Here is a 17,447-nt window from a genome sequence, read left to right on the forward strand (position 1 = left end):
GAGGTCAAATCGGGGTCGAAAGGCGTGCGCGGTTCGCCCGATTGTCGTTTGCTCACACATCGGTTTGGCATAGTGGTGTCCGATCCGGGGGGATCGTGGTCGTCCGCGACCGCCCCCATCGGTACACAGGAGTCCCCGGGTTCGAAGACATCGGCCCGGATGCCGGCGGTCAGTACCGCCGGCCCCGGGTTCGACAGCCCTGACGACGACAGACGAGAAGAGGACAATTCGTGAAGCTCCAGAAGATCGCCACCGCAGGCATGGCCGTCGCGGCCGTGTTCATGATCGGTGCGTGCAGTGACAACTCCGGCGACGGGACGACCACCGAGGCGACCTCCACGACGACGTCGTCGGCCACGTCGAGCGACGGCACCGGCACCGGCGGCGGAGTGAACGATCCCTCGAAGCCGCCGAGCGCCGCGACGCTCAACGGTCTGCTGGAGAAGGCGCTCGACGCGAACGTGCCCGCCAGCGAGAAGACCAAGCTGGTGCAGGGTTCCGACGCCGACCCGCAGCTGTTCGACAAGCTCGTGAAGGCCCGTCAGGACAACCCCGACATCACCTACCAGCTGCAGGCCCCGGTCATCGCGACCGGCAACGGCCAGGCGACCGTCAAGGTCAAGGTGAAGCTGCCCAACGTGCCCGAGCAGACCGTCGACGCCGCCATCGTCTACGACGACGGCAGCTGGAAGCTCGCCAAGACCACGGTGTGCCCGCTGCTGCTCGCCAACAACGTGCAGAGCGCCATGTGCCCGGCGGCCAACTGAGCCCCGACTTCTCACACCGCTCGCAGCGACTGCCCCCGGACCACTCGGTTCGGGGGCAGTCGTGTGTCAGCGGATGGTCTCCCAGCGGATGTCGACGCCGGTCTTCTGGACCAGAGGCCGGGCGGGATCCGACCCCACGAGTGACCGGCCGCCGTCGATCGTCATCTCGCCGCCCACCGGCAACCCGCGCGTGAGGTCGAGGTCCATCGAACCCGACCCGCTCATGGAGTACGACGCGATCGTGAGCGTCTGATCGGACCCGGGGATGGTGAACACCGCGTTGACCGGTTCTTCGTCGACGGTCACGTCGATCTGCAGCCTCGATCCCGTGCGGGCGCGCAGCGTGGAGGTGATGGTCTGCCGCACCGTGGCCGCACCGGTGATGGTGCGCACCGAGCGCCAGCGGGCGCCCACGCCGATCGGGTCGCGGGGGAGCGTCACCGACCGTTGCAACGCCTGCACGAGGGTCTGCTCGATCGCCGAGCGGGCCGTGTCGTCGGCCGCCGCGGCGGGCACGATGCGCAGGGCGATCGGCACCGATCCGGCCGCAACGGCCAGACCGGCCCGGGAGCCTCGGACCGCGGCGAGTGACCGCGCCAGGTCGGGTGATGGCGACGACGCCGCGCCGAGGGTGAGTTCGACGTCGGTCGGGTCGCCGCACAGCACCTGCGCGGTGATCGGCAGGTCCACGGTCTGGGCGTCGTCGCTCGGGGCCTGGCCCTGCGAGAGGCTCGTCGACGACGACGTCGTGACCAGGCGGACCCGCTGGGCCGAGGCGGTGCTCGGCGCCCCGACCGGCGCGAGAAGCGGTGCGGCACCTGCATCGAGGACCTCGACCGTCGCCGGTGGCACCGGCAGCAGCGACGCACCGGCGGCACCGACGGTCGAGGAGGTGGTGCATCCCGCGGCCGCCGACGAACTGCTCGCGGTGTCGGGGCCGGGGTCACCGGAGCCGCACCCGGCGACGACCGCCGTGATCACCGCGCACACCCCCACCGCCTGTGCTCGACGGACGCGAGGTCGGATGATGCGGGCGGTGGGCACTGGGGCAGCGGACACGCATTCAGGTTATCGACCGCGGTAGGGGACAATGGTCGGCGTGAGCAACGACCCCGCCGCCGATCCCGCCGAGACCAGCCGACCGGCGCCGCGGTCGCGACGGATGATCGCGCTGCTGCCCGCGGTCGCGGTGATCATCCTGGTCGCCGATCTGGTGACGAAGATCGTGGTCGTCGCGACCATCGATCCGCTGCGTCCGATCTCGATCATCGGCGACACCGTCACGCTGCGACTGGTCCGCAACTCCGGTGCGGCGTTCTCGATGGCCACCGGTTACACGTGGATCCTGACGATCGTCGCGCTCGCGGTCGTCGTCGGCATCATCCGGTACAGCTCCCGCCTGAGGTCACCGCTGTGGGCGCTGGGTCTCGGACTGATCCTCGGTGGCGCCCTGGGCAACCTCGTCGACCGACTGTTCCGCGATCCCGGTCCGCTGCGCGGTCACGTGGTCGATTTCGTGTCCATCGGCTGGTGGCCGGTGTTCAACGTCGCCGACTCCGCGGTGGTGTGCGGTGCGGTCCTGTTGGTCGGGCTGACGCTGTTCGGCGTGGAACTCGACGGCACACGCGCGTCGACCCGTACCCGCGACGACGCCCGCACACCGGTGGCGCCGGATGCGTGAGAGTCGGTCGATGCCCGTCCCCGACGGCATCGACGGCATGCGACTCGACGCCGGGGTCTCGCGGATGATGGGTTTCTCGCGCACCGTGGTCGCCGCGCTCGCCGACAACGGCGACGTCAGCGTCGACGGCACCGCGGTCGCCAAATCGCATCGGCTCACCGCGGGCGCCTGGCTCGAGGTGCTGCTCCCCGAACCGGCACGCCCGGTCGAGAACCTGGTGCAGCCGATCGAGAACATGGACATCCTGTTCGCCGACGACGACATCGTCGTGGTCGACAAGCCGGTCGGTGTCGCCGCGCACGCCTCGGTCGGGTGGACCGGGCCGACGGTGATCGGTGGTCTCGCCGCCGCCGGGTACCGCATCTCCACCTCGGGCGCCCACGAGCGACAGGGCATCGTGCACCGACTCGACGTCGGCACGTCCGGGGTGATGGTGGTCGCGACCTCCGAGCGCGCCTACACGCTGCTCAAACGTGCCTTCAAGGAACGCACGGTCGACAAGCGGTACCACGCCCTCGTGCAGGGTCACCTCGATCCGTCGAGCGGCACCATCGACGCCGCCATCGGCCGCCATCCCGGCAACGAGTGGAAGTTCGCGGTCACGACGGCGGGCAAGCCCAGCGTCACCCACTACGACACCCTCGAGATGTTCGCCGCGGCCAGTCTCCTCGACGTGCACCTCGAGACCGGTCGCACGCACCAGATCCGCGTGCACTTCTCGGCGCTGCACCACCCGTGCTGCGGCGATCTCACCTACGGCGCCGACCCGGCCCTGGCCACGCGCCTGGGGCTCGAACGCCAGTGGTTACACGCCCGGGCGTTGTCGTTCGCCCACCCCTCCGACGGGCGCCTCGTCGAGTTCACCAGCCCCTACCCGGACGATCTCCGGGGCGCGTTGGACCTGCTGCGTGCGACCTGACGGTCTCCGACGCGCGTTCGGGTCCGTCGCCGTCGCCGCGATCGTCGTGCTGGTCGTCATCGGCGGTCTCTACGCACTGGGAGCCGCGCACCCGCCGCGACGTCCCGCGGTGGCCACCGACCGCCTCGGCCCCACCGGTGGGGAGTCGGTGACCGACTACCTCGCCTCCGCCGCGGCCGGGACCGCCCGTGCCACGGGCATCCGGTGGGCGCTGGTGTCGCCGCGAGCCCCCCTCGACGACGACGCGGCGTGGTCGTTGATCGCCGGGACCGGCCCGTCGCAGGTCGCCTTCCACGTGACGGTCGATGCTGTCGCCACACCCACCACGTTCGAACCCCTCACGCGGGACCGGGGGTCGCTGCGCACCGCCCGCGACCTCGCTGTCGCTTTTGTCGCACAGACGGTCGGACCCGATGCCGTCGGTCGGGACGGGCAGATCGCCGCCCTCGTCCGGTCACGGCTCGCGGGTGGTTGTGCGTGCGTGGTCGCGCTCGTCGTGCGTGGTGACGCCGACCGTCTGCGGGCGATCGCCGCCGACCGTCGGGTCCGTGCGGTCGAGGTGCTCCCGGCCGACGCCGGCGGGCGGTTCACCGTCGGCGCGTTGCTCCCCGAGCAGTCCGGACGGGTCGGTCCGTTGCCCGACACCGCGCCCGTGCCGTCGAGCTGATCTGGAGCGAATCACATCCGCACCAGCCGTCCCATCGGTCACGGCGTGTCGGCGGCGTGTCGATGATCGGGTCGGTGCGCTCCGTGTGGCACCGGAGGTGTGTGGGTGCCCCCACCTAAACTCGGTCGAGCACCACGAAGGGTCGGCGTCGAGCCCCCGGGTGGTCGCACCCGTGCTCCCGCGGTGTTCGGGGCAAGCGTTCGTCGAGAGGTCTTGAAGTGTCGGATTCGTTCGTCCATCTGCACAACCACACCGAGTACTCCATGCTCGACGGGGCCGCGAAGGTGGCGCCGATGTTCGCCGAGGCCAAGCGGCTCGGGATGACGGCCATCGGGATGACCGACCACGGGAACATGTTCGGCGCCAGCGAGTTCTACAACGTCGCCAAGGATCACGACATCACGCCGATCATCGGCATCGAGGCCTACATCGCGCCCGCGTCGCGCTTCGACACCAAACGCGTCCTGTGGGGCGACCGCGACCAGAAGAGCGACGACGTCTCCGGCAGCGGCGCCTACACCCACATGACGATGGTGGCCGAGAACGCGACCGGTCTGAAGAACCTGTTCACACTGAGTTCCAAGGCGTCGATCGAGGGACAGCTCGGCAAGTGGGCTCGCATGGACGCCGAGCTCATCGCCGCGCACGCCGAGGGCATCATCGCCACCACCGGTTGCCCGTCGGGTGAGGTCCAGACCCGTCTGCGGCTCGGCCATCAGCGCGAGGCCCTGGAAGCCGCCGCGAAGTGGCAGGACATCTTCGGTAGGGACAACTTCTACCTCGAGCTGATGGAGCACGGCCTCGAGATCGAGCGCCGGGTGCGCGACGGCCTGCTCGAGATCGGCCGGCAGCTCGGCATCAAGCCGATCGTCACCAACGACTGCCACTACGTCACCAAGGGCCACGCGGTGACCCACGAGGCGCTGCTGTGCATCCAGACCGGCAAGACCCTGTCGGATCCGACGCGCTTCAAGTTCGACGGCGACGGGTACTACCTGAAGTCGGCCGCGGAGATGCGCGAGCAGTGGGACGACGTGGTGCCCGGCGCCTGCGACAACACCGTCGAGATCGGCGAGCGGGTGCAGAGCTACGCCGAGGTGTTCACCCCGCGCGACCGGATGCCGATCTTCCCGGTGCCCGAAGGTGACACCCAGGAGACGTTCCTGCGCAAAGAGGTCACCGCGGGCCTGGCTCGTCGCTTCCCCGACGCACCTGTGCCGCAGGACTACACCGATCGCGCGAACTACGAACTCGACGTCATCATCCAGATGGGTTTCCCTGCCTACTTCCTGGTGGTCGGCGACCTCATCCGCCACGCCCACGAGGTCGGCATCCGGGTCGGTCCCGGCCGAGGCAGCGCGGCCGGATCCCTCGTCGCGTGGGCGCTGGGCATCACCAACATCGACCCCATCCCGCACGGTCTGCTGTTCGAGCGGTTCCTCAACCCCGAGCGTGTGTCGATGCCCGACATCGACATCGACTTCGACGATCGGCGGCGTGGCGACATGGTCCGCTACGCCACCGAACGGTGGGGCAGCGACAAGGTCGCCCAGGTCATCACCTTCGGCACCATCAAGACCAAGGCCGCGATCAAGGACTCCGCGCGCGTCCAGTTCGGTCAGCCCGGCTACGCCATCGCCGACCGCATCACCAAGGCGCTGCCGCCGCCGATCATGGCCAAGGACATCTCGGTCGCCGGTATCACCGACCCCGACCACGATCGCTATGGCGAGGCGTCGGAGGTCCGTGCGCTCATCGAGACCGACCCCGACGTGAAGAAGATCTACGACACCGCGCTGGGTCTCGAGGGACTGATCCGCAACGCCGGTGTGCACGCGTGTGCGGTGATCATGTCGTCGGAGCCGCTCACCGAGGCGATCCCGGTGTGGAAACGCGCCCAGGACGGCGCGATCATCACCGGCTGGGACTACCCGTCGTGTGAGGCCATCGGGCTGCTCAAGATGGACTTCCTCGGGTTGCGCAACCTGACGGTCATCAACGACGCCCTCGAGAACATCGCCACCAACCGCGGCATCGACATCGACATGGACACGCTGCCCCTCGACGACACCACCACCTACGAGTTGATGGCGCGCGGTCAGACGCTCGGTGTGTTCCAGCTCGACGGTGGGCCGATGCGCGAGCTGCTCAAACGCATGCAGCCCACCACGTTCGAGGACATCGTGGCCGTCGGTGCGCTCTACCGGCCCGGCCCGATGGGCATGAACGCCCACAACGACTACGCCGACCGCAAGAACGGTCGCCAGGACGTCAAGCCGATCCACCCCGAGCTGGCCGAACCCCTCAAGGACATCCTCGGCGACACCTACGGGCTCATCGTCTACCAGGAGCAGATCATGCAGATCGCTCAGAAGGTGGCCGGGTACTCCCTGGGTCGAGCCGACATCCTCCGCCGCGCGATGGGCAAGAAGAAGGCGTCGGTGCTGGCCCAGGAGTTCGAGGGCTTCGAGGCGGGCATGGTCGCCAACGGCTTCTCCAAGGCGGCGATCAAGGCGCTCTGGGACACCATCCTCCCGTTCGCCGGCTACGCGTTCAACAAGTCCCACGCCGCGGCCTACGGGTTGGTGTCGTACTGGACCGCCTATCTCAAGGCCAACTACCCGGCCGAGTTCATGGCGGGCCTGCTCACCTCCGTCGGCGACGACAAGGACAAGGCCGCGATCTACCTCGCCGACTGTCGCAAGCTGGGCATCACGGTGCTGCCGCCCGACGTCAACGAGTCGCAGCGGTACTTCGCGGCCGTGGGCGAGGACATCCGCTTCGGCCTGGTCGCGGTGCGCAACGTGGGGACCAACGTGGTCACCGCCATCCTCGCCGCCCGCGAGGAGAAGGGGAAGTTCCACAGCTTCTCGGACTACCTCGGCAAGATCGACGTCACCGCGTGCAGCAAGAAGGTCACCGAATCCCTCATCAAGGCAGGCGCTTTCGATTCGCTGGGCCATCCCCGCAAGGGTCTTTTCCTGGTGCACGTCGACGCCGTCGACGCGGTGTTGGGCACGAAGAAGGCCGAGGCCGTCGGGCAGTTCGACCTGTTCGGTGACGCCGGCGGCGCCGACGACGCCGGCGCGGTCATCGACGACGTCTTCGCGGTGCGGGTGCCCGATGAGGAGTGGGACACCAAGCACAAGCTCGCGCTGGAACGGGAGATGTTGGGGCTCTACGTGTCCGGGCACCCGCTCGGCGGCATCGAGCACGTCATCTCGGCGCAGACCGACACCTCGCTGACCAGCCTCCTCGAGAAGAACGTCCCCGACGGCGCGCAGATCGTCATCGGCGGCATCATCTCGGCGGTGACCCGGCGGGTGAACAAGAAGGGCGAGCCGTACGCGGTGGTCACCCTCGAGGATCTCGTCGGCGGTGTGGAGGTGTACTTCTTCCCGCGCGCGTTCCAGGCCTACGGGATGGACATCGTGGCCGACGCGGTCGTGCTCATCAAGGCCCGTGTGAACATCCGCGACGACGACAACATGATGATCAGCGCCAACGATCTCGCGGTGCCCGATCTGTCACACGTGGGGGAGGCGCGGCCGCTCGCCCTGACGATGTCGACACGACTGTGTACGCAGGACCGGGTGAGTGCGCTCAAGCAGGTGCTGATCCGTCATCCAGGGACCTCGGATGTCCACGTGCGGTTGATCAGCGGCGAGTCGGCGACCACCCTGCGTCTCGACGACAACCTCCGGGTGACCCCGAGTTCGGCGCTGATGGGGGATCTGAAGGCTCTGCTGGGACCGACCTGCCTCAGCGGCTGATCGGGCGGCGGGGTGTCGCGAGGCGGCCGGTCCACCAGACCGCGGTCGCCGCGATGGTGACGGCCCACGCGGTGACCTCACCGGAACCGGTGAGCACGCCGACGACGACGGCGACCACCAGCGCGGCGAGCACCGCGGCCAGCTTGTGCATCGGCCACGCCACTCCGGCGATCGAGACGGTGGGCGCCGCGGTGCGCTCGGAGCGTGCGGGCGCGGCGTTCACGCTGATCGTCGTCATGGCCGAGAACCTCCTGGATGCGAACGCGACGGGTGGCCGTCGGGCTGTGCGAACACCAGTCTACCGCCGGTACGAGCAAAAGTTTTCGGTCACCCGAAAACGTGCTCGCGTCGGCGTGTCGCCGCAGCTCATGGCCGGTTGCGCGGACGCCCTCGCCGCCGTCGGTCTTTCGCTAGAGTCAAAGGCGCTCGACCGCACACCGACCCGACCGATCAGAGGAGATCCGCCATGCCGCTCGAAGGTGAATACGCACCGAGCACCAGCGACTGGGCTCGTGAGCAGGCCGAGAGGATCGAGAACTCGAACGGCACCGAGGGCACCGACATGCAGGGGATGCCCGTCGTCCTGCTGACCACCGTCGGCAACAAGTCCGGCAAGCTGCGCAAGACCCCACTCATGCGCGTCGAACACGAGGGCGCGTACGCGGTGGTGGCCTCGCTCGGCGGTGCCCCGAAGCATCCGGTCTGGTACTTCAACATCGCGGCCAACCCGAACGTCGAGCTCCGGGACGGCGAGAAGGTGTTCGACATGGTCGCCCGCGAGGTGTTCGGCGGCGAGAAGCAGATCTGGTGGGACCGCGCGGTCGAGGCCTACCCGCCGTACGCCGACTACCAGGAGAAGACCGACCGCGAGATCCCGGTGTTCGTCCTCGAGGCCACGCCCGAGAGCTGATCGTCGTCATCGGGTGCCATGGTGAGACGATGGGCGTGTGAGCAGTCCGCCCCGCGTCCCCGTCTCGGCCCCGGCGTCACCGACCCTGGACGTCGAGTCCATCCGTGCTGCCGCCGAGCGTGCGAAGGCCGTGGTCGACCGCACCCCGTTGCAGGCCAATGCGCGGCTGTCCGCGGCCACCGGCGCGCAGGTGTACCTCAAGCGGGAGGACCTGCAGTCGGTACGGTCGTACAAGATCCGCGGTGCCTACAACACGATGGGCCTGCTGACCGGCGAGGAGTTGTCCGCCGGTGTCGTCGCGGCGAGCGCGGGCAACCACGCGCAGGGAGTGGCCTACGCCTGCAAGGCGATGGGTGTGCGCGGTCGTATCTACGTACCCACCACCACCCCGAAGCAGAAGCGTGATCGGATCATCTGGCACGGCGGCGACTTCATCGAGCTGATCCCGGTGGGGGACACCTACGACGCCGCCGCGGCTGCGGCGCAGGCCGATGTCCTGACCTCCGGTGCCACCTGGATCCACGCGTTCGACGACGTCCGCACCGCCGCGGGACAGGGCACCATCGCGCTGGAGATCGTGGAGCAACTCGGTCGGGTGCCCGATGTGGTGCTCGCGCCCGTCGGTGGTGGCGGTTGCCTTGCCGGCATGGCGACGTACCTGCGTGCACTCGATCCCGACGTCGTCCTCATCGGGGTCGAGCCCAGTGGCGCGGCGTCACTGGCCGCGGCCCTGGTGCACGGAGGCCCGGTGACGCTGGATGTCATCGATCCGTTCGTCGACGGTGCGGCCGTCAAGCGCATCGGCGATCTGGCCTACCGGGTGTTGTCGCCGATGTCCCCGACGGTGGGTGATCACCCTGATCTGCCTGCTGCACTGACCATCTCGTCGACGGACCGGCGCCTGACCCCCGGATCGGCACACGTCACCCACGTCGACGAGGGCGCGCTGTGCTCGGTGATGCTCGAGCTGTACCAGGACGACGGCATCATCGCCGAGCCGGCGGGGGCCCTGGCGGTCGCGGGTCTCGACGGTCTGCGCTTCGCGCCGGGCACGACGGTGGTGTCGCTGCTCTCCGGCGGCAACAACGACGTCTCCCGCTACGGCGAGATCATCGAACGATCACTCGTCCACCGGGGCCTCAAGCACTATTTCCTCGTCGACTTCCCGCAGGAGCCCGGCGCATTGCGCGGCTTCCTCGACGAGGTCCTCGGACCCGACGACGACATCACGTTGTTCGAGTACGTCAAGCGCAACAACCGTGAGACCGGCGCCGCGCTGGTGGGTGTGCAGTTGAGCTCCGCCGACGGGTTGTCGCCGCTGCTCGACCGCATGACGGCCTCGCGGCTCACCTCGGAACGCTTGGTACCCGGCTCACCGGCCTACCGCTACCTCACCTGAGACCGACGTGCTTCTCGCGATCGTCTCCCGCTCCCGCGACAAGGATCCCGGTCGCGAGAGGGTGATCCGGTAGCGGGAGGATCAGGCGGCGGGGACGGCTGCGCCGAGGATGTCGGCGACGATCCGGTGTGACTCGAGGCGGGCGTCGAAGTCGGCCAGCGTCGAGCTGATCATGATCTCGTCGGCCCCGGTCGAGTCGACGAGACTCCGCAACTCGTCGGCCACACGGTCGCGGCCGCCGACGATCCACGCCGAACTCGTCTCCGCCACCGCGGATTCCTGCATCGGTGTCAGTGGCGTGGCCGCCGCCTGCTCCGCTGTCGGGTACCGCCCGGCGGTTCCACTGCGCAACCGCGCCATCGCCAGGCGTTGCGGACCGGCGTGATAGCGGGCCGTGTCATCGTCGGATGCGGCGACGACGGTGGCGGTGACCATCGCGTATGGGGCGTTGAGGACGGCGCTGGGTCGGAAGTTGTCGCGGTACGTCGCCAGTGCGGCGAAGGTCTCGCGCGGCGCGAAGTGGCGGGCGAAGGCGAACGGCAGACCCAGCAGCGCTGCGAGTTGCGCGCTGTACGTGGACGATCCGAGGAGCCACATGTCGGGTGACGCACCCTCACCGGGGACGGCAGTGATCGCGGAGTAGGGATGCTCGTCGGGGAACGCGCCGGCGAGGAACGCTCGTAGCTGGGCCAGCTCCTGCGGGAAGTCGTCGGCGGAGAGTGCGCCGGGCGAACGGCGCAGGGCGTGCGCGGTGACCTGGTCGGTGCCCGGCGCGCGACCGATCCCGAGGTCGATGCGACCGGGGAACAGGGCGTCGAGGGTCCCGAACTGTTCGGCGATCACCAGCGGTGCATGGTTGGGCAACATGATGCCGCCCGATCCGACGCGCAGGGTCCGGGTCGCCCGCGCGACCTGACCGATCACGATGGCGGGACTCGAGCTCGCGATGCCGGGCATGTTGTGGTGCTCGGCGAGCCAGAACCGCCGGTAACCCCAGCCCTCCGCGGCGACCGCGAGGTCGACGGCATGCTGTAGGGCCTCGCCGACGGTGGTGCCCTCGACGACGGGTGCGATGTCCAGGACGGAGTACGGAACGGTCATGACAGGGTCAACGCCCGCGGTCATGTCGGTATTTCGCCCACGCCCCGTCGACGCCCGATGACCACGTTGTGTCCGGTCGAGGTGAACCCGTTGTCGGTGGTGTCGGTGGGATCCCAGACCAGCACGGGGTCGAGCGCGATCGGCACCTCGGTGTCGTCGGCGGACAGCACCACCACGGTCGACAGAGCCCCCCGGTGCATCGCGAACCATCCCGCGTCGTTGTCGAACTCGACCTCCACCGAGGTCAGCGAGTTCGCGGCGATGTCCGGCGAGGCGGCCCGTAGCGCGATGAGGGATCGGTAGAACTCGAGGATGCGGCCGTGCGCGGGCTCGCCGGGCTCGGACCAGTCGAGCTTCGACCGGGTGAACGTCGCCGGGTCCTGCGGATCGGGGATCTCCTCGGCGTCCCATCCGTGATCGGCGAACTCCCTGATCCGGCCGGTCGCGGTGGCCTCACCGAGTTCGGGTTCGGGATGGGAGGTGAAGAATTGGAACGGTGTGCTCGCACCCCACTCCTCACCCATGAAGAGCATGGGTGTGAACGCCGACGTCAGCACCAGGGCCGCCTTGATGGCCAGCTGCCCCGGTGTCAGGTAGGCGGTCGGCCGGTCGCCGATGGCGCGGTTGCCGATCTGGTCGTGGTTGCACGTGTAGACCACGAGCGACGTCGACGGCACCACCGCGGGGTCGATGGGTCGACCGTGGCGTCGCTTGCGGAACGACGAGTAGGTCCCCGCGTGGAAGAAACCCCCGGTGAGGACGGCGGCGAGGCATTCGTAGCTCCCGAAATCGCCGTAGTAGCCCTGCCGTTCTCCGGAGACCGTCGTGTGGATCGCGTGGTGCACGTCGTCGTCCCACTGCGCGGCCAATCCGTAGCCACCGAGGCCGCGGTCGGTGATCAGCCGCGGGTCGTTGAGGTCGCTCTCGGCGATCAGCGACAGCGGACGACCGAGGTCGGCGGCCAGCGCGTCGGTCCGGACGGCGAGTTCCTCGAGCAGGTGGATGGCGGTGTGATCGACCAGGGCGTGCACGGCGTCGAGGCGCAGTGCGTCCACGTGGAATTCGCGCAGCCAGCGCAGGGCGTTGTCGAGGATGTACTCCCGCACGGGGTCGGAACAGGCCTGGTCGAGGTTCAGCGACTGGCCCCAGGTGTTGGCGCCGTCGGTGAGATACGGGCCGAAGCGGGGCAGGTAGTTGCCCGACGGGCCGAGGTGGTTGTAGACCACGTCGAGGACCACTCCGAGACCCCGGGAGTGGCAGGCGTCGACGAAGCGCGCGAATCCCGCAGGCCCGCCGTAGATCTCGTGGACGGCGTACCAGGCGACCCCGTCGTATCCCCAGTTGTGGGTGCCGTTGAACCCGTTGACGGGCATCACCTCGACGAACCCGATGCCGAGGTCGACGAGGTGGTCGAGACGCTCGATCGCCGAGTCGAAGGTGCCGTCGGGGGTGAAGGTCCCGATGTGGAGTTCGTAGATCACCGCGCCGGCGATCGCGCGCCCCGGCCAGTCCCCGTCGGTCCAGAGACCCTCGTCGACGGTGAACGGTGCGGACCGGGCGTGGACGCCGTCGGGCAGGCGCGGCGACCGCGGGTCGGGGAGCACGTCTTCGCCGTTGTCGTCGCTCTGGTCGCTCTCATCGGCGCGGTGGACGATGAACCCGTACCGACCGGGACCCGTTGGCGCCGTTGATGTCCGCCACCACCCGTCGTCGGGCGACATCGCGATGGGGTCGGCGTCGTCGATCACCACCGACACGCTCGTCGCGTCCGGCGCCCACACCTCGTATGTCTGCTGTGCCACGCCTCGACCGTAGCGGTCCCGGGACTCCGGGGTGCGGTTCAGTCGCCCAGCCGCTCGCCGGTGGTCGGGTGGAACAGATGCACGGTCGGTTCGGACTGCTGCAGGCGGATCTGCTCACCGATCTTGGCCGGCCCGCGCACCGAGGTGCGCGCCACCAGGGTGACCTCGCCGCCGTCGATGGTGCGCACGGCCGAGTCGTCGACGGTCGCGTACACGTAGGTCTCGCTGCCCAACTCCTCGAGGAGACTCACCGTGGCCGGTACGCCGTCGCCGGTGTCGCTGAGCGAGAACGCCTCCGGACGGACGCCGACGATGGCGGAGTCGAGACCGAGCTTGCCGATACCGGCCAGCGCGGTGCGCGGGACGGCGACGGTGGATCCGCCGATGGTCACCCCGTCGTCGGTCAACGGCGCGGTGAACAGGTTCATCGCCGGTGAACCGATGAACCCGGCCACGAACGCGTTGACCGGGCGGTCGTAGAGCTCGGTCGGGGTGGAGAACTGCTGCAGCTTCCCGTCACGCAGGACCGCGACGCGGTCACCCATGGTCATCGCCTCCACCTGGTCGTGGGTGACGTAGACGGTGGTGGTGCCCAGACGCCGCTGCAGGGCGGCGATCTGGGTGCGGGTCTGCACGCGCAGCTTGGCGTCGAGGTTGCTGAGGGGCTCGTCCATGCAGAACACCTGGGGGTCGCGGACGATGGCGCGGCCCATGGCGACACGCTGGCGCTGGCCACCGGAGAGTTTGCCCGGCTTGCGGTCGAGGAAGTCGGTGAGATCGAGGAGTTTGGCCGCCTCGGCGACCTTCTGCTTGCGTTCGTCGACACCGATCCCGCGCATCTTCAGCGCGAAGCCCATGTTCTCGCCGACGGTCTTGTTGGGGTATAGCGCGTAGTTCTGGAACACCATCGCGATGTCGCGGTCCTTCGGGGCGACACCGACCATGTTGGCGCCGCCGATGGTGATCGCACCGCTGTCGATCTCCTCGAGACCGGCGAGCATGCGCAGCGCGGTGGACTTGCCGGAGCCCGACGGCCCGACGAGGACGACGAACTCGCCGTCGGCGATGTCGAGGTTGAGCGAGTCGACGGCGAGCTTGTCGGCGCCGGGATAGACGCAGCAGGCGTTGTCGTAGGTGATGGAAGCCATTGTCTTCTCCTGAGATAGGGAGGGCGGAGGGGGAGGTGAGCGGGTCTAGGCGATGGGCGCGGTCACTTGATGGCGCCGAAGGACAGGCCGCGGACGAGCTTGTTCTGGGCGATCCAGCCGCAGATGACCACCGGGAGTGCGGCGAGGACCGATGCCGCGGACAGCTGCGCCCAGAACAGGCCCTGCCCGGACATGAACCCGGTGAGGAACACCGGCATGGTCTGGGCGTTCACCGCGGTCATGTTGACCGCGAAGAAGAACTCGTTCCACGAGAAGATGACGCAGATGAGCGCGGTGGCCGCGATACCGGGCGAGATCAACGGCAGGATGACCTCGCGGACCGAGGTCCACAGGCTCGCGCCGTCGATGCTGGCGGCCTCGAGGAGCTCCTTCGGGACCTCCATGAAGAACGACCGCATCATCCACACCGCGATGGGCAGGTTCATCGCCGTGTAGAGGATGACGAGTGTCCACACGTTGTCGAGCATCCCGATCTTCCCGACGATGACGTAGAGCGGGATGATCGCCGCGACGATCGGCAGCATCTTCGTGCTGAGGAAGAAGAACAGCGCGTCCGAGGTCTTGCGGACCGGCCGCAACGACAGCGCGAAGGCCGCGGGCACGCCGAGCAGGAGCACCAGGATCGTCGAGGCGACGGTCGCGAACACCGAGTTCAGCAGCGGTGTTCCGATTCCCGCGTCGAAGACGTTGCGGAACTGTTCCAGCGTCGGAGTGAAGAAGAAGGTCGGCGGATTGGTGTTGGCGTCGGCCTCCTTCTTGAACGCGGTGAGCACCATCCAGAGCACCGGGAAGAAGAAGCCGATGGCCAGGATCCACGTGAAGGCCGTGAGCAGGCCGGCCTGCGGCCGGCGCCTACGCCGGATGGCCGGGGCGGGTGCCGACCCGGTGGTGACGGGACGGGTGGGGGTCGTGGTGGCCATCAGACCGCCTCCTGGGTTCCGCTGAAGGACTTGAAGATGAGTCTCAGTGCCAGCGTCGCGACGACCATCGTCCCGATGACGGTGACCACGCCCATGGCCGCGGCCTGGCCGATGTCGAAACCGAGGAACGCGCGCTGGTAGATGTAGAACGGCAGGTTCGAGCTGGCCACACCGGGTCCACCCGAGGTCATCATGTAGACCGCGTCGAACGTGTTCACCAGGTAGATCGCGCCGAGCACCGTGCCGAGTTCGATGAACCGCCGCAGGTGAGGCAACGTCAGTTCGCGGAACAGTCGGAAGCTGGTGGCGCCGTCGACCTTCGCGGCCTCGGAGATGTCCTTGGGCATCGACTGCAGGCCGGCGAGGATGAGCAGCATCATGAACGGTGTCCACTGCCAGACCAGTTCACCCATCACGCTCGCGAGGGGGTACTCGCTGAGCCAATCGGTCTGCACGCCGAACGGACTGAGCGCGTAGTTGAGCAGGCCACTCGTGGGGGAGAGCAGGCTGGTCTTGAACAGTAGCGCCGACGCCACCGGGGTCACGAGAAACGGTGTGATCAGCAGCGTGCGGACGATGCTGCGGCCTATGAACTTCCGATCGAGCAGCAGCGCGAAGACGAGCCCGAACACGACCGAGATGATCACCGTCCCGACGATGAGCAGCACCGTGTTGAGGGTGACCGTCCAGAATTGGGTGTCGCGGAACACCTGGACGTAGTTGTTGAGCCAGTTGAACTGTCGTGATCCCGGGCGGACCAGGTTCCATGACTGCGTCGAGTAGTACAGCGTCACCACGAACGGGATCTGGGTGACGATCACCATGAAGATGAGAGCCGGGAGCAGCGGTCCCCGTCGCCGCCATCCCTCGGCGCGGCTGATGTGATCTCTACCGGAGGTCAACGGCGCTGAGTCGCGCGGCGCCTGTGCCGGTTCGACGAGTGCGGTGGCCACAGGTCACCTCTCTTTCTGGTAGGTCTTGCCGACGGTCTCGGCGTAGGTCTGCGACTGCTTCAATGCGTCGGTGACGCTGATCTGACCCGCGATGGCGGCCGAGATCTGTTGGCTCACCCGCGTTCCGAGATCCTGGAACTCCGGGATCGCGAGGAACTGCACCCCGGTGTAGGGCACCGGTTCCAACGAGGGCTTGAGTTGGTCGGCCGCCTTCATCGCCGACAGCGTCGGCTCGGCGTAGGCCGACGACACCGCCTTGTATGCGGGCAGTTCGTAGGTGGACAGACGGCTACCGGGCGGTACGTGACTGGCCCCGAGCTTCTCGGCGACGTAGGCGATGTAGCGCTTGTTCGTCATCCAGTTGATGAACTTCCAGGCGTCGTCCTTCTTGGTGCTGCTCTCCGGGATGCCCAGCGACCAGGTGTAGAGCCAGCCGTTGTCGCTCTTGGCCATGCTCGGGGCCTGGGCGTAGCCGACGTCGCCCGCGATGGTGGAGGTGTCGGGACTCTCCAGCACCGAGACGGCCGACGTCGCGTCGTACCACATGGCGGTCTGGCCTTGCGACAACAGGTTTCCGCATTCCTGGAAGCCCGACGACGCCGCGCCGGGTTCGCCGTGCTCGCGCACCGTGTCGACGTAGAACTTCACCGCGGCGGTGACCTGCGGGCTCGTCAGCTGTGCGTTCCAGTTCTCGTCGTACCACCGACCGCCGAAGGCGTTGATGACGGTGTCGAGCGGGGCGAGGACCTCGCCCCATCCGGGCTTGCCGCGCAGACAGATCCCCGAGACGCCGGGCTTGTCGAGCTTGGCCGCGGCCTCGGCGACCTGGGGCCAGGTCGGCTTCTCGGGCATCGTGACGCCGGCCGCGGCCAGCATCTTCTTGTTGTACATCAGGAACGACGACTCGCCGTAGAACGGTGCGGAGTACATGCCACCCCGGTAGGACAGCGCCTCCTTCAGGGTCGGGATGAAGTCGTTCGCGTCGTAGTCGGGAACAGAGTCCATGTACGGGGTCAGGTTCACCAACCAGCCGTTCTCGGCCCACTGCTTGGTCTCGTAGTTGCTGATCATCACCACGTCGAACTCGCCACCGCCGGTGGACACCGAGGCGGTGATCTTCGCGCGCGCCTGATTCTCCGACAGCGTGACGAACTTGAGCTTGACGCCCGGGTTCTCCTTCTCGAACTGGCCCGACAGCGAGATGGCATCGGTCATCTGCGAGTTGGAGACCAGTGCGATGGTGACCGATTCGCCGCCACCGTCGGTGAACGAGCCGGCACCCGCGCATGCGGTGGCCGCGAGGCCGACGGTGACCGCCATGGCGACACCTGCCGTCACGCGGCGCGGAGACCATCGGCGACCGACCCCTCCGATCGTGAGTTGTTC

15 protein-coding genes are annotated in these 17,447 nt (G+C 68.2%); 7 read left to right on the plus strand and 8 right to left on the minus strand.

From position 1 onward, the window contains the following. Window positions 1–230 precede the first annotated feature (230 nt). On the plus strand, window positions 231–767 hold the full coding sequence (locus tag ACLBW1_RS16820; RefSeq protein ID WP_447812929.1) for a hypothetical protein: 537 nt from the start codon (window positions 231–233) through the stop codon (window positions 765–767). 66 nt (window positions 768–833) lie between these two features. Here ACLBW1_RS16820 and ACLBW1_RS16825 read toward each other — a convergent pair whose 3' ends face one another. Beyond that, window positions 834–1,826, minus strand: a complete 993-nt coding sequence (locus tag ACLBW1_RS16825; protein WP_447812930.1) for a hypothetical protein — start codon at window positions 1,824–1,826, stop codon at window positions 834–836. A gap of 40 nt (window positions 1,827–1,866) precedes the next feature. Between ACLBW1_RS16825 and lspA the strand changes: the two genes are divergently transcribed. From lspA to dnaE, 4 genes are all read left to right on the plus strand, one after another. Continuing rightward, complete coding sequence (lspA, locus tag ACLBW1_RS16830; protein ID WP_447812931.1) at window positions 1,867–2,448, plus strand: signal peptidase II; 582 nt, start codon at window positions 1,867–1,869, stop codon at window positions 2,446–2,448. Continuing rightward, on the plus strand, window positions 2,441–3,367 hold the full coding sequence (locus ACLBW1_RS16835) for an RluA family pseudouridine synthase (protein WP_447812932.1): 927 nt from the start codon (window positions 2,441–2,443) through the stop codon (window positions 3,365–3,367). The genes lspA and ACLBW1_RS16835 overlap by 8 nt, the downstream gene beginning before the upstream one ends. Beyond that, entirely contained in the window at window positions 3,357–4,034 is a 678-nt protein-coding gene (locus ACLBW1_RS16840) for a hypothetical protein (RefSeq protein ID WP_447812933.1), read from the plus strand. Before ACLBW1_RS16835 ends, ACLBW1_RS16840 begins: the two co-directional genes overlap by 11 nt. A 218-nt stretch (window positions 4,035–4,252) precedes the next feature. After that, window positions 4,253–7,807 (plus strand): DNA polymerase III subunit alpha, encoded by a 3,555-nt coding sequence (gene dnaE, locus ACLBW1_RS16845; RefSeq protein WP_447812934.1) that lies wholly within the window; start codon window positions 4,253–4,255, stop codon window positions 7,805–7,807. On the opposite strand, the gene ACLBW1_RS16850 is transcribed toward dnaE, so the two are convergent. Beyond that, window positions 7,797–8,045 carry a hypothetical protein gene (locus ACLBW1_RS16850; protein WP_447812935.1) on the minus strand — a complete coding sequence of 83 codons (249 nt, stop codon included), beginning with the start codon at window positions 8,043–8,045 and terminating at the stop codon, window positions 7,797–7,799. The two genes, dnaE and ACLBW1_RS16850, sit on opposite strands and share 11 nt — an antisense overlap. A 228-nt stretch (window positions 8,046–8,273) precedes the next feature. Between ACLBW1_RS16850 and ACLBW1_RS16855 the strand changes: the two genes are divergently transcribed. Next, complete coding sequence (locus ACLBW1_RS16855; protein ID WP_447812936.1) at window positions 8,274–8,717, plus strand: nitroreductase family deazaflavin-dependent oxidoreductase; 444 nt, start codon at window positions 8,274–8,276, stop codon at window positions 8,715–8,717. A 37-nt stretch (window positions 8,718–8,754) separates the two neighbouring features. Next, window positions 8,755–10,116 carry a threonine ammonia-lyase IlvA gene (gene ilvA / locus ACLBW1_RS16860; protein WP_447812937.1) on the plus strand — a complete coding sequence of 454 codons (1,362 nt, stop codon included), beginning with the start codon at window positions 8,755–8,757 and terminating at the stop codon, window positions 10,114–10,116. A gap of 81 nt (window positions 10,117–10,197) precedes the next feature. On the opposite strand, the gene ACLBW1_RS16865 is transcribed toward ilvA, so the two are convergent. The 6 genes from ACLBW1_RS16865 to ACLBW1_RS16890 form a co-directional block, all read right to left on the minus strand. Continuing rightward, window positions 10,198–11,217, minus strand: coding sequence for an LLM class flavin-dependent oxidoreductase (locus tag ACLBW1_RS16865; RefSeq protein WP_447812938.1), 1,020 nt, complete (start codon window positions 11,215–11,217; stop codon window positions 10,198–10,200). Between the two features lie 20 nt (window positions 11,218–11,237). Continuing rightward, window positions 11,238–13,019, minus strand: coding sequence for a malto-oligosyltrehalose trehalohydrolase (gene treZ / locus ACLBW1_RS16870; protein ID WP_447812939.1), 1,782 nt, complete (start codon window positions 13,017–13,019; stop codon window positions 11,238–11,240). A gap of 38 nt (window positions 13,020–13,057) precedes the next feature. Next, entirely contained in the window at window positions 13,058–14,167 is a 1,110-nt protein-coding gene (locus tag ACLBW1_RS16875; RefSeq protein WP_447812940.1) for an ABC transporter ATP-binding protein, read from the minus strand. Between the two features lie 62 nt (window positions 14,168–14,229). Then, window positions 14,230–15,108, minus strand: a complete 879-nt coding sequence (locus ACLBW1_RS16880) for a carbohydrate ABC transporter permease (RefSeq protein WP_447812941.1) — start codon at window positions 15,106–15,108, stop codon at window positions 14,230–14,232. Further along, entirely contained in the window at window positions 15,108–16,061 is a 954-nt protein-coding gene (locus ACLBW1_RS16885) for a carbohydrate ABC transporter permease (RefSeq protein ID WP_447812942.1), read from the minus strand. The genes ACLBW1_RS16880 and ACLBW1_RS16885 overlap by 1 nt, the downstream gene beginning before the upstream one ends. Window positions 16,062–16,064: 3 nt before the next feature. Continuing rightward, window positions 16,065–17,381: an ABC transporter substrate-binding protein gene (locus ACLBW1_RS16890; protein WP_447812943.1), complete on the minus strand. Its 1,317-nt coding sequence runs from the start codon at window positions 17,379–17,381 to the stop codon at window positions 16,065–16,067. Between the last annotated feature and the right edge of the window lie 66 nt (window positions 17,382–17,447).

The sequence above is a fragment of the Williamsia sp. M5A3_1d genome (genome assembly GCF_053345315.1).

Excerpts from the sequence above, each read along its gene's own strand:
- ACLBW1_RS16835 (WP_447812932.1), top strand. The coding sequence starts at position 2,441 with ATGCGTGAGAGTCGGTCGATGCCCGTCCCCGACGGCATCGACGGCATG.
- ACLBW1_RS16850 (WP_447812935.1), bottom strand. The coding sequence starts at position 8,045 with ATGACGACGATCAGCGTGAACGCCGCGCCCGCACGCTCCGAGCGCACC.
- ACLBW1_RS16855 (WP_447812936.1), top strand. The coding sequence starts at position 8,274 with ATGCCGCTCGAAGGTGAATACGCACCGAGCACCAGCGACTGGGCTCGT.
- ACLBW1_RS16865 (WP_447812938.1), bottom strand. The coding sequence starts at position 11,217 with ATGACCGTTCCGTACTCCGTCCTGGACATCGCACCCGTCGTCGAGGGC.
- ACLBW1_RS16875 (WP_447812940.1), bottom strand. The coding sequence starts at position 14,167 with ATGGCTTCCATCACCTACGACAACGCCTGCTGCGTCTATCCCGGCGCC.
- ACLBW1_RS16880 (WP_447812941.1), bottom strand. The coding sequence starts at position 15,108 with ATGGCCACCACGACCCCCACCCGTCCCGTCACCACCGGGTCGGCACCC.
- ACLBW1_RS16890 (WP_447812943.1), bottom strand. The coding sequence starts at position 17,381 with ATGGCGGTCACCGTCGGCCTCGCGGCCACCGCATGCGCGGGTGCCGGC.